Below are 13380 nucleotides of genomic sequence, written 5' to 3'. Positions count from 1 at the left end.
AGTTCACCTATGGCTGCAAACGTTCAAACCAAGATTAAAGAGTCCGCCGTCGACAAAACGTTTCTGATTACAATCTACATTTTGCTCAGTCTCGTGGCGCTGGTGGTTATTTACCCCCTGATATTTATCGTCAGCAGTTCAATTAGCAGTCCGGCAGCAGTAACTTCCGGCCGGGTATGGCTATGGCCTGTAGATATTTCCTTCAACGGTTACAAGGCTTTATTTAATACACCTGAAATTCTCATCGGCTACGGTAACTCCATTTTCTATACGGCCGCTGGTACGCTGATCAGTGTAGCGTTGACCATCATGATCGCCTATCCGTTGTCACGCAAAACTTTTTTCGGCAGAAACACCCTGATGATGATCATCACCTTCACCATGATTTTCAGTGGAGGGCTGATTCCGACTTATATGGTGGTGAAGCAGCTTCATCTGATTGATACCCGCTGGGCGTTACTGATCCCGAATGCAATCTGGGTATGGCAGGTTATTATTGCTCGTTCGTTCTTTCAATCTTCTATTCCGGGGGAGCTTCTGGAAGCTAGTGAAATTGACGGCTGTAGTGATATGCGATTTATCTGGAGTGTTGTACTCCCATTATCGAAGCCGATTATCGCCGTGCTGGTTCTTATGTATGCAGTGGGGCAGTGGAATGCGTACTTTGATGCTCTGATCTATCTCAAATCGGCAGACCTTTTCCCGCTGCAACTCATCTTGCGAAGTATCATCATTCAAAACAACGGTTCGGGTGCCATGGACGTGGCGAAAATGGTGGAAAGACAGCAGCTTACCGAACTGTTAAAATATTCGTTAATTGTGGTCGCCACTTTGCCTGTACTTGTCATCTATCCATTTGTACAGCGTCATTTTGTACAGGGGATGCTGGTAGGTTCCGTTAAGGGTTGATCCTTAGATTCGGTGTATGGAGAAAGAAGATATAGACAGTTCATACGCAAGGTACCATCGTCTCAACTGGTAAACTACAAAAAGGGAGTGATCAGATTTGAAGAAAAGTATGGTAACGTTATTGATGCTGGTAGTGGCATTCACAGTTGTCATGAGCGGGTGTTCCAATGGCAGCTCATCTACAGCACAACCGGGGAGCTCGGAAGAGGGCGGCAAGGTGAATATCAGCGTGTTCGCGGTTCAGGATTCCAGCATTGATATTCCGACCAATAAATTTACAGCATTTGTGGAAGACAAATTCAATATCAAATTTAATTGGGAGATCAATCCATCGGATGGAGCCAAGGAAAAGCGCCAAATCTCACTTGCAAGCGGCGACTATCCCGATGCCTATCTGCTGACCCACTATATAGATCAATTCTCTCAAGCAGATCTGCTGAAGTATGGCAAGCAGGGTGTGCTCGTTCCTTTGAACGATCTCATTGATCAATACGCTCCCAACATCAAAGCGGCCATGGAGAAGAACCCTAATTTGAAAACGCTTAATACAGCGCCTGACGGTAATATCTATGGACTTGTTGCGTATACAGAATGTTTCCACTGCTCCTATCCGAGCAAGATGTGGATTAATACCGAGTGGCTGAAAAAGCTGAATTTGGAAATGCCAAAGACGACCGAAGAATTCAAAAACGTGCTGCAAGCTTTCAAAACGCAGGACCCGAACGGAAACGGCAAAGCAGATGAGGTACCGCTGAGTGGTTCCATAGAGGAGTTTGGCGTACGAATTATTCCGTTCCTGATGAATGCATTTGTCTATGACGATGACCGGAACTACCTGCAAATGGAAAATGGAAAAGTTCAATCTGCGGCAATTACACCTGAATGGAAAGAAGGATTGACTTACATCAAGTCCCTCTTTGATGCAGGTCTGATTGACCCTGGTGCATTCACACAAAACGCAGAAGCATTCAAGAAAATCGGTGAGAATGCTGACGCTGAAATTCTGGGTGCCGGTGCAGCTATGCATCCCGCGATCTTCGTAAACATTGACGAAGGCAATACTCGTTCGGCGCACTATAACCCGCTGCCTCCGATTTCTGGACCACAGGGTGTGTCCTATGCGACGCATGATGCGGGCGGTGTATCTCCAGGAGCGAAATTTGTAATCACAAACAAGGCAAGTGAAGAAGCGCAGATTGCCCTGATCAAAATGGTTGACTACATGTTCACACCAGAAGGTCAAACGAACGGTGCGAGCGGTATGAAGGGGATTGACTGGACTGATCCGGTGGATGGTGATGTGGCACTGGGTAAAGACGTTAAACCTGTAGTAAAACAAATTCCTATGGCTGAAGGTGAGGCACCACGTAATGCGGGCTGGAGCGGCATGGCTCACTTCTATATGCCAAAAGAATATCGTGATACATTTGTACAGGGCACAGATATTTATGCATCCAATGGTTATGAGCGCAGATTATATGATGCATCGCTGTTGTACGAAGGCCATGAGCCGAAAGAGTTGTTCCCGATCTGGTCCGTCTGGATTGATCCAAACGAAATTGATGAAGCCAGCTTGCTGCAAACCAATATTAGAAACTACATTGAGCAAAATGAATTGCAATTCATCACAGGCAACAAGGATTTGTATAAGGACTGGGATGCTTATGTGAAAGGTTTACAGAACCTGAAGCTCGATCGTTATCTGGAAATTTTGCAAAAAGCATATGACACAAGCAAGTAATTAACAGGGATATCGGAATCAGGTGCCTATGATGTACCGGCACCTGATTTTCCTTGTATTTAGGCAGAAGGTTACATACCAAGAAGGGTGGGATCAACATTCCTGTGACTGAACAAGAACATATCACGAATTCCACGACGATAAGACTGACGGATTATGGCGCTGTGCCAGACTCTGAGTTGGACACCCAGCCAGCTATGGCTCGTGCCATTCAGGCGGCGGCTGAAATCCCTGGTCCGGTGGTGTTGGACTGTGCGAGAGGCAGGTATCATTTCTACCCGGAAGAGGCGATTCGGGCTGCTTATTATATCTCCAATACAACGAGTGAAGAAGAGAACCCAGACATAACCAAGACCATTGCTATTTTGCTTAAAGGAATGAATGATGTAACACTGGAGGGCAACGGCTCCCTGTTTATTTTCCACGGCAAACAGACCCTGTTTTTGTTGGATAATTGCACCAATGTAGAGATTCGCAACCTGCGTACAGACTATCACCAGCCGACGGTGACGGAGATGACGATTATCTCCAGCGGAAGGCATTATTTCGATGCGCGGGTTCACCCCGATTCCCGTTATCACATTCGGGACAACAGGCTAACCTGGCTCGGTGAAGGCTGGAGTTTTGCGGAAGGTCCTATGCAAACCTATGATCCATTGCGGAATACAACCTGGCGAATCGACAATTGGTTGGAGTTGGCCCAATCTGTGGAAGAACTTGAGCCCATGACCATCCGTTTGCATTTTGATTTTCAACCTGATGTGGTCCCTGGCCATGTACTACAAAACCGCGATGGCATTCGTGATCAAGTTGGAGCTTTTATGACCGAATGCTCGGATATAACGTGGAGAGACGTGAGTCTGCATTTCCTGCACGGACTCGGTGTTGTTGGACAGTTCAGCACAAATCTGACTTTCTCAAGGATGAACCTGGCTCCCCGCACCGAAACGGAACGTACAGTTGCCGGTTTTGCGGATTTTCTGCACATCTCCAGCTGCAGAGGTAAGGTAGCCGTAAGAGACAGCTATTTTTCCGGTTCGCATGATGATCCTGTCAATGTCCACGGTACCTATTTACGAATTGTAGATCAGCCGGCGGTGGATCGCGTGAAAGTTCGATTCATGCATTCCCAGACGTATGGGCTTCCGGCCTTTTATCCTGGTGATGAGATCGAATTTGTCCGTTCCGGTTCGTTGACGACCTACGCTTCTAACAATGTGGTTGCGGTAGAGCGTTTAAGTGCTCGTGAGCTCTTGCTGACTCTCGCTTATCCAATACCTGATGGTATTGGCAGCCATGATGTCATTGAGAATGTAACCTGGACACCAGAAGTGGAAATTACAAATAATCATTTTGCTCGAGTGCCAACACGAGGAATACTCGTAACGACTCGTCGGAAAGTGCTGATTACCGGGAATACGTTTGAACGCATGTCCATGAACGCTATTTTGATTGCGGTGGATGCCGAGTCTTGGTATGAGTCAGGAAGGGTAGAGGATGTGACGATCTCAGATAACCATTTTATTGAATGTGGCGGCAGTGATCATCCCGTGATATTCATATCCCCGGAGAATGTGGTGGTTGATGAGAGCGCTCCCGTTCACCGACAGGTCGTTATCCAGAATAACCATTTCGAAACTTGTAGTGATGTCCCGATTCTAAGGGCCAAGTCCACGTGTGGGTTGGTTTTCAAATCGAATAAAATATATTCCTCCAGCGAGACAGGAAAGTCATCTTGCGTTGAAGAAGCAGTCTATGCAACCGCCTGCAGCGAGGTTGACATTGCGGATAATACGTTCACTAATATTCCAGAGGAACTGACTAGAAATTGAGAAATCATGAGGGAGAGTGCACATGAAACTTCAATATGACAAACCTGCACATGTATGGACGGAAGGGCTTCCCATAGGTAATGGCCGTCTTGGCGGCATGATTTTTGGTGGGGTGGAGCAGGAGAAAATCAGCTTGAATGAGGACACACTGTGGTCCGGTTATCCGAAGAACGGCAGTAATCCTGGCGCAAAGGACGCTCTACCAAAGGTTCGCAAGCTGTTACAGGAGGAACGTTATACGGAAGCAGACACGCTGACCAAAGAGATGTTGGGTCCGTACACCCAGTCCTATCTTCCTTTCGGGAATTTACTCCTGCGCTTTGAACACGGGGACATCCACCATTCTTACAAGCGGACGCTGGATGTAGAAAATGCAGTGCACAGCCTTGAATATCAGATTGGCCATGTTATCTATACCCGTGAAATGTTTGCGTCGCATCCTGATCAGGTACTTGTACTGCGGCTGGCTGCAAGTGCGGAAGGTGCGCTGAATGTACATGCGTCACTGGATAGCCCGCTTCGGCATGCGATTAGTGTTAGGGAAGGCCGCTTTGTTCTGGAAGGAATAGCCCCGGAGCATGTCGATCCCAGCTACGTTGCAAGCGATGAGCCGATCCGATACGGTGATCCCGGAAATAACAAGGGCATGGTCTTTGAAGGCCAGCTAGCGGTGAAGACAGAGGACGGACAGGTAACGGTAGATGGCAGTGGAATTCATGTATTGGGTGCGACAACGGCAACCTTTTATTTCAGTGCGGCTACAAGTTTTAATGGTATGGATGCCATTCCGGGAGTCGAGGGAAAAGATGCTTCCTTCACTGCAAGTTCATTTCTGAATGAGGCGGTAGCCAAGCCATATGATAGCCTGCTTGACTCACATATTGCGGATTACCGTTTGCTATTCGATCGGGTGAACCTTCAGCTTGGGAATTCACCTGCTCCGGAGCAGATGTCCACTGAACAGCGGATTACAACCTATGGGGCGGAGGATCCGGGGCTTGTGGAGCTTCTCTTTCATTATGGGCGTTACTTGCTGATCTCAAGCTCCCGTCCTGGAACGCAGGCTGCAAATCTTCAGGGCATATGGAATGCAGTAACTCGTCCTCCCTGGAGCAGCAATTACACGCTGAATATTAATACTGAGATGAACTATTGGCCGGCTGAAATATGCAATCTGGCTGAATGCCATGAGCCCTTGCTGGACTTGATCAGCAATTTGGCGAAGAAGGGCGTTGAGACCGCACAGGTCAACTATGGCACTCGCGGCTGGACCACGCATCATAACACGGATATCTGGGGACAGACGGCACCAGTGGGCAATTATGGTGACGGTGATCCAAGCTGGGCCTTCTGGCCGATGGGAGGTATTTGGCTGACCCAGCATTTATGGGAGCATTATGCCTTCAGCGGAGATGAGACGTATTTGCGGAATTCCGCTTATCCAGTGATGAAGGAAGCTGCGCTGTTCGCACTGGACTGGCTCATTGACGATGGTAGCGGTAACCTTGTGACCTCACCTTCGACTTCGCCGGAGCATAAATTCCGGACAGCGGAAGGCGTAGCAGCGGTCAGTCCGGGTTCAACGATGGATATCTCATTAATCTGGGAGTTGTTCACTAACTGTATTGAAGCCTCGGAAATACTTGGAACAGACCCGGATTTCAGAAAAGAACTGGTGAGCATTCGCGATCGTCTTCTGCCGCTGCAAGTCGGGAAATATGGCCAATTGCAGGAGTGGTCGAAGGACTATGAGGATGAGGACATTTACCACCGGCATACCTCGCATCTGGTAGGCGTTTATCCGGGTCGACAGCTTTCGGACGAAGAGACACCAGAGTTGTTTGTCGCCGCCAGAACCTCTCTTGAGCGGCGGGGAGACGAAAGCACGGGTTGGAGCCTGGGATGGCGTGTTGCGCTTTGGAGTCGTTTCGGGGAAGGAAATCGTTCCCTGCATCTGCTCTCCAACATGCTGCGTCTGGTCAGAGATGGAGCGTCGGAACAATATAACCATGGCGGTGTATATCCGAATCTTCTGGGCGCACATCCTCCGTTTCAGATCGACGGCAACTTCGCGGCCTCTGCCGGGATAGCCGAGATGCTGCTGCAATCTCACCGTCCTTATATGGAACTTCTACCTGCATTGCCGGATGCTTGGCAGCAGGGCAATGTTTCCGGCCTGCGTGCCCGAGGCGGATTTGAGATCAGCATTCAATGGGACAACGGAAAACTTGCAGAAGCGCACATCACTTCACACCTGGGCCGGGACTGTGTGCTTAGAAGTGAAGACCCAATTGTGGTAACGCTTGACGGCAGCGTGGTTAAAACGGAGGACACCGATTCAAATATCATAAGTTTCCCTACATCTGCAGGACGTACCTACAAGATTAAGTTGAGTTAAATCGCGTTATGGATCGGAAGATCGTTGCATGGAAAATGCTCTATTCGGTCTTTATAATGAGGGCAGACTTGGGCAGGAGAGCATAATCAGCTCCGCTCAGGGCACAGCATGCAACAATAAGGAGGCATATGATGCTAACTAGCGATACAGCCGTACAAGTGCAGCAACAGAATGTTAATCTTGTAAGCGTTACAAATGGCCACGTGAGCCTGGAGATCAATCTTGAAAATGGTGAAGTGTCCTTCATCGGCAACCATTCTTCCCATGTGAAGGGCATTCGTAGTGCTTTTCGCTGGCAGGGCCGGGAATACAGCACGGATCATTATCAGAACCATGAGCTGACGGCACAGGAAGATATTGTTCGAGAAGGATTTGGAAAAGGCATCCGTTTGGTCGTTCTGCATAGAGCCTCGTTGCTGCCGCAACTGGAGCAGCATTTCTATATGTATGAATCCTCACCGTATGTACTGGTGCAGACCGCTATAGTCGGTGATGAAGAGCTTAAGGCGAATCGCATGGCTGTCATCCAATCCAAAACCATATCTATCGGTGGAGAATCCGGCCAGGATGAACCAAGCATTCTGCGTGTCCCGTTTGACAACGATAAATGGGTCAGATATACGGTCGTTAAGCCGCCGCTTGATGTGGAGAGTTACGAGGCGACAGCCTTGTTTGCGCCTGACAGCCGCCGGGGAATTGTGATGGGTTCCCTTACGCATAAGGTATGGAAAACAGGGATTCGTATGCAAAGCGAAAAAAGCGGACATATCGAGGGACTTGATCTGTATGGCGGTGCCGTGAGTGAACTGACTCGCGATTCCCAGCCTCATGGTTATGTGAAGGGAAAAAGAGTTGAATCCCCATTGGTATTCGTCGGGTTCTATGAAGACTACCGTGACGGTCTTGAAGCCTACGGTCAGGCGAATGCCTGGATTGAGGCTCAATTACCTTGGGAGGGCGGTGTTCCGATCGGATGGAACAGCTGGTCCGCGGCAATGAGTGATCTGGACTATGATCTGTATACAGCGACCAGCGATTTTCTGAAAAATGAAGTACAGCCGCTTGGATTCGAGAATGAGGAAACGTTATACATCAACTTTGATGCTTTCTGGGACAATTTTACGCCGGAAGAGATGAAGAGCGCGCTAGACCGGGTGCGGCAAAATGGACATAGAGCGGGAACGTACTGGACCCCATTTGCCTTCTGGGGAGGGCCAGATCAGTTCGGTCAGGCGGTTGAAGGAACGAACGGCAAATACACCTATGCAGATATCCTGCTGCGTGACAGTGAGGGCGAAATTCTGCCAGATGTAGACGGTGGTCTGGCGATAGACCCGACACATCCTGGCAACCTGCAAAGAATCGATTGGTTCACGGATAAATTCATCGCGGAAGGTTTCGAATATATCAAACTGGATTTCTTGGCACATGGCTCGTTGGAAGGACACCACCACAATTCGGATATTACAACAGGGATAGCGGCTTATCACTATGGAATGTCTTATTTGCAGCATAAGATCTCACCAGAAGTAATCGGACGGCCATTTTTCATAAACTTGTCCATCGCTCCATTATTTCCATATGCCTTTGCCCACAGCCGCCGTATTTCCTGTGATGTCTTCGGTACACTTGCGGATACGGAATATATGCTGAACTCGCTGACACACGGTTGGTGGATGAGCAATACGCTCTATCGCTACAATGATCCGGATCATTCGGTGTTATACAAGAGCTTCAACCAGGAAGCTACCGGCTGGCATGAAGGACGTAGCCGTCTGACTGCTTCAGTCATTGCCGGAACGGTGCTTCTACTCGGGGATGACTTCCGTAAAGAGGAAGCTGCCGAACGAGCAAGAGAGTGGCTTGGCAACAAGGATATTTTGAACGTTGCTCGTATGGGCAAAACCTTCCGTCCAGTTGAAGGTGATTTTGGGAAACTGTCTTCTGATGTGTTTGTCCTTGAATCGCCGGAAGAGAAGAGTTTCTATCTCGCTGTCTTCAATTTTGATGCTGAACAAGCTGCGGTTAAATCCATCTCGCCGGAGCGGGCCGGACTAAACACCAATGCCGTATACCTCTTGCAGGATCTGTGGGAAGGCTCACAAGGGGAAACGTCTGGAGAGCTTACGGTATCACTGGAACCGGCGGAATCCAAAATCTTTAGATTGACCGTGAAGGGAAACTGACTGGGCGAAAAGACAACCCAGAGCTGTGATCGTTTTTAGGATATAAAAACAAAGTCAAACGCGCGCTTATGTATCTTACAGATCGCGCGTTTGTCTATTTTGGGAATGAGTCTATTTCTAAAGATAATCATTATTGGACTGGAGGACATGATATGAACGATTTTACTTTGTGGTATTCAACCCCTGCAGCGGATTGGTCTCAAGGCCTGCCGCTGGGCAATGGAAGAATAGGGGCAGTTGTTATGGCGTCATCGCATCGTGAGGTATGGAGTATGAGCGAGGTTACCTTCTGGTCGGGTCGGATTGACCCGGAGCATCCTTCCGAAGGAGGCAAGGCTACACTGGAAGAGATGCGCAGCTATTTCTTCTCCGGCGATTATGATGAAGGAGATCGACTTGCCAAACAACATTTGCAGCCAAAGAAGCGTAATTTCGGCACCCATCTTGGATTATGTGATGTTGTTATTGATTTTGGGAAGAAGAATTCGAGTTCTGATGAAGTTGGAAGCTTCCAACGTGAGCTGGATCTGACTCATGCGCTGGCCGGAGCGTTCTGGAAGGATGATGACATCACGATTCTTCGTGAAGTTTTCGCTTCTCACGCCGATGATATAGTGGCCTCCCGAATTTGGAGCGATGCCCCGGGTGGAGTATCCTTTACACTTGGCTTGCAGGCAGGCACGGAATCATTCAAGGTTGTAGCCTTAGATGACAACACGCTTGAATTCCAAGGACAGGCAACGGAAAATGTACATAGTGATGGGACTTGCGGCGTATGGGCCAAGGGTTTGGTCAAGTTGGTTATATCCGGAGGGACTGTCGCAAGTAGAGATGATCGATTGACTGTGACCGGAGCGGATGAGGCATGGATTTATTTTAGTGTGAGCACAGATTATCGCCGTACAGATCAGGAGTGGGAAACAGAGAACGAGTCTACGCTTATGAAGGCGTTAGAGAAGGGTTATGCCTTGCTGAGGGAGGATCATATCCGTGATTACGGTGATCAATATGACAAGGTAGATATTCAGTTGGGCCACAAGGGGAAGTCCGGTCTGGCTACAGACCAACGCATTCGTTTGTTGGAACAGGGTGAGGGGAATAAAGATCCGCAGTTGTTTGCATTGTTTTTTCAATATGGCCGGTATCTGACTATTGCGGGCTCTCGCGAGAACTCTCCACTGCCACTCCATCTCCAAGGAATTTGGAATGATGGTGAAGCGTGCCGAATGGGCTGGAGCTGTGATTATCACCTTGATATGAATACCCAGATGAATTATTACCCCACAGAAATTACGAATCTTGGAGAGAGCCATCTTCCGTTATTTCGGTATGTTGAGGACCTTGCACAGGCGGGCAGGGAAACGGCTCGTAATGTATATGGATGCGAAGGATGGGTCGCTCATGTCTTCTCTAATGTATGGGGCTTTACGTTGCCTGGGTGGGAGACCTCATGGGGGCTGAACGTTACAGGCGGATTATGGCTGGCTACACACCTGATTGAGCATTATGAGTATAGTCAGGATCGTGTTTTCCTAGAGAGTGTGGCCTATCCTGTACTTAAGGAATCCGCGGCCTTCTATCTGGACTACATGTGTGAGCATCCTCGGAACGGTTGGCTGGTGACGGGTCCTTCTAATTCGCCGGAGAATCATTTTTATCCCGATAATTCGAGAGAGGCGGCACAGCAGCTGTCTATGGGAACAACAATGGACCAGATGCTGGTGCGCAGGCTCTTCGAATTTTGTCTTCATTCAGTTGAACTTTTGAATAAAGACGAGGAACTCGGACGCAAGCTGGAAGAAGCAATCAGCAAGCTTCCACCTCTACAGATCGGCAAGAAAGGCCAGTTACAGGAGTGGCTGGAAGATTATGAAGAGGTGCAGCCGGAGCATCGGCATTTGTCTCATATGTATGCGCTGTATCCGGACAATCAGATTACACCTGACCATACACCGGAACTCAGTGCGGCAGCACGAGTAACGCTGGAGAACCGCATGGTCCAGGAAGAGCTGGAGGATGTTGAATTTACAGCTGCTTTGTTTGGACTGGGTTTTGCGAGATTGCACGATGGAGAGACGGCATATAAACACCTCTCACATTTGATCGGCGGCCTGTGCTTCGATAATCTGTTCACCTATTCCAAATCTGGAATTGCTGGAGCAGAGAGTAATATTTTCGTCGTTGATGGGAATTTCGGCGGTACAGCTGTCTTAGCAGAGATGCTGCTGCAAAGTTATGCGGGCGAGATTCACCTTCTCCCAGCGCTGCCACAGGCATGGAGCACCGGCTCGATAACCGGGCTGAGAGCAAAAGGAAATGCCGAGGTTGACATCGTCTGGGAGAATGGAAAGCCGACCTCTACGAACATCCACACTTTCTCGCCGGGAACGTTCACCATTTGTTGGGGCAACCAAAGAACGATCCTTCATGCCGAAGCAGGCGAAAGTTACTATTTCAATAGCGAGCTGGAGTTGGTAAAATAACGATCTATACTTGAAAATAACTTTCATTTATATGGACCATGGTCCCACGGGGGGAAAAACATATAATAGAGATAGACAGAGACAAAGGGAGGGGACGTTGATGTACAGTATTTTTTTGGTAGACGATGAAGAACTGGGACTTGAGATGATGAGGGATTATATCCATTGGGAAGAGATGGGTATCTATATCATGGGAACGGCGAGTAACGGCAGGGAGGCCTTGGAGAAGATCGAGGCCACCCAGCCTGATATCGTTCTTACCGATGTTCAGATGCCGATAATGAACGGTATTGATCTGGCGAGAAAGATACATGAGAGCTACGACTCGATCCAAGTGATGTTTCTGACCGGGCACGATGAATTTCAATATGTAAAATCGGCTATCAACGTAGGGGCCGTGGGATATATGCTAAAACCTTTGGATTTAAACGAAATTGAAAGCGTTATCAGTAAAGTTAAACAGCGTTGTGAAGAAGTTGCAATGAAGAACCGTTCCATGGAGGCGGCCAAATCCAATATCCTGAAGGAGTTATCTTACGAAAAATATGAGGATCGTGCTCTTGATCTCGCTTTTAGTTTCAGCCGTTTAAACCGACAATCGGAGACCACCCGATATGCAATGGCCTTGTTCAGTATCGATCCCAAGGAGGCTGAAGAGGAACAGCAAAGTCTGGAGGAATGTACAGCTCGGCTGGTGTCTTTTCTCGATCATTTCTTCAAAGCGAAGAACCTGAAAGCGATCTTTGTGGATTACAAGGAAGGAGAGACCGGTGTATTTATGGAAGCGTCCCAGCAGCCGGGACATTATGCGTGGGAAGACTTGGCGGAGGCTATTCGTAGTGCTCTGGATTTTACGGTAACGGCAGCAGTAGGCGGACAAGAGACCAAGTTAGCCTATATTCACTGTCTGTACGAACAGACGCGAACCATCTTGAACGAGCGTTTCTATGAAGGTACAGGCACGATAATTCATGCTGAGACGCTTTCGAACCAATTTTATACGGAGCATATGCCCCCTTTTGAACAAAAGGAATGGTTTGAGGCTATTAACCGACTGGATTTTGAATGGGCCGCACAGAAGCTGCACGGGTATATTGAGGGATTGGCAACATTGCGAGTCAAGAAGAAAATCATCTGCGACTGGTCGATAGATCTCGTTAATGAGCTGCTGGAGCAGCTTCACAAACCTGTTCCGAAGCGGGCTGAGCTATATCACTCCATCTATAATGCACTGACTCTGCATGAGATCGAAGATCTGATTCTCGGTACTGCGGAAGATGCCGTGAGTATGCTAGGTGAGCGGTTTATGGACAAAAATGCAAAATTGATTCACAAGGTCCGTACCCTCATCGATCAGAATTACAATCAGCCAATTACCATCAACAGCCTGTCTGATCAGGTCTATTTGTCACCGAACTATTTGAGATCCATTTTTAAAGAAAAAACAGGGGTGACCATTCATGATTATCTGACACGCATCAGACTGGATAAAGCCAGGGAACTGCTGGCAGATGGCTCGCTCAAGATTCACGATATCGCGCAGAACGTGGGCTATGAAAGTACATCCTATTTTATTTCTCTTTTCTTGAAGACACAGGGCGTAACACCCAACGAATACAGGAAAAGTATATGACGATACAGGCTGTTTGGTAATGATGATGTTGATCCTCCTGTTTTCCTTGAACATGATTTGGATAGGCTCCCTCTTACTAAACCATGATATGGCAAATGAAAGAGGCTTTCCTGTATGAATAGTAACATTGTGGTATGGAACATCCCCCTCCTCCTTTTTACAATTAGGCATATAGGAAAGGAAGGAGGAGAGAGGGGA

Annotated in this window: 7 protein-coding genes; all 7 read left to right on the top strand. The window is 48.2% G+C overall.

Annotation, left to right across the window (positions count from 1 at the left end; translation table 11 throughout):
* Window positions 1-9 precede the first annotated feature (9 nt).
* The 7 genes from HP548_RS10325 to HP548_RS10295 all read left to right on the top strand — a co-directional run bounded on the left by HP548_RS10325 (window position 10) and on the right by HP548_RS10295 (window position 13182).
* Window positions 10-909, top strand: a complete 900-nt coding sequence (locus HP548_RS10325) for a carbohydrate ABC transporter permease (protein ID WP_076289382.1) — start codon at window positions 10-12, stop codon at window positions 907-909.
* Between the two features lie 97 nt (window positions 910-1006).
* Window positions 1007-2650, top strand: coding sequence for an extracellular solute-binding protein (locus HP548_RS10320; RefSeq protein WP_175381603.1), 1644 nt, complete (start codon window positions 1007-1009; stop codon window positions 2648-2650).
* 53 nt (window positions 2651-2703) lie between these two features.
* Complete coding sequence (locus HP548_RS10315; RefSeq protein ID WP_246318018.1) at window positions 2704-4482, top strand: right-handed parallel beta-helix repeat-containing protein; 1779 nt, start codon at window positions 2704-2706, stop codon at window positions 4480-4482.
* Window positions 4483-4504: 22 nt separating this feature from the next.
* The gene (locus HP548_RS10310) at window positions 4505-6880 is read left to right on the top strand and encodes a glycoside hydrolase family 95 protein (RefSeq protein WP_175381602.1); all 2376 of its coding nucleotides are present in this window, start codon (window positions 4505-4507) and stop codon (window positions 6878-6880) included.
* 131 nt (window positions 6881-7011) lie between these two features.
* The gene (locus tag HP548_RS10305; protein ID WP_343054807.1) at window positions 7012-9066 is read left to right on the top strand and encodes an alpha-galactosidase; all 2055 of its coding nucleotides are present in this window, start codon (window positions 7012-7014) and stop codon (window positions 9064-9066) included.
* Window positions 9067-9218: 152 nt separating this feature from the next.
* Complete coding sequence (locus HP548_RS10300) at window positions 9219-11549, top strand: glycoside hydrolase family 95 protein (RefSeq protein WP_175381600.1); 2331 nt, start codon at window positions 9219-9221, stop codon at window positions 11547-11549.
* 100 nt (window positions 11550-11649) lie between these two features.
* Window positions 11650-13182, top strand: coding sequence for a response regulator (locus tag HP548_RS10295; RefSeq protein WP_175381599.1), 1533 nt, complete (start codon window positions 11650-11652; stop codon window positions 13180-13182).
* Window positions 13183-13380 lie beyond the last annotated feature (198 nt).

It is taken from the genome of Paenibacillus taichungensis, assembly GCF_013359905.1.
Lineage (GTDB): Bacteria > Bacillota > Bacilli > Paenibacillales > Paenibacillaceae > Paenibacillus > Paenibacillus taichungensis.
This window is presented reverse-complemented; position numbering and strand designations above follow the sequence as displayed.

Coding starts and splice junctions, on each gene's coding strand:
- HP548_RS10310 (WP_175381602.1), top strand. CDS start 4,505: ATGAAACTTCAATATGACAAACCTGCACATGTATGGACGGAAGGGCTT.
- HP548_RS10300 (WP_175381600.1), top strand. CDS start 9,219: ATGAACGATTTTACTTTGTGGTATTCAACCCCTGCAGCGGATTGGTCT.
- HP548_RS10305 (WP_343054807.1), top strand. CDS start 7,012: ATGCTAACTAGCGATACAGCCGTACAAGTGCAGCAACAGAATGTTAAT.
- HP548_RS10295 (WP_175381599.1), top strand. CDS start 11,650: ATGTACAGTATTTTTTTGGTAGACGATGAAGAACTGGGACTTGAGATG.
- HP548_RS10325 (WP_076289382.1), top strand. CDS start 10: ATGGCTGCAAACGTTCAAACCAAGATTAAAGAGTCCGCCGTCGACAAA.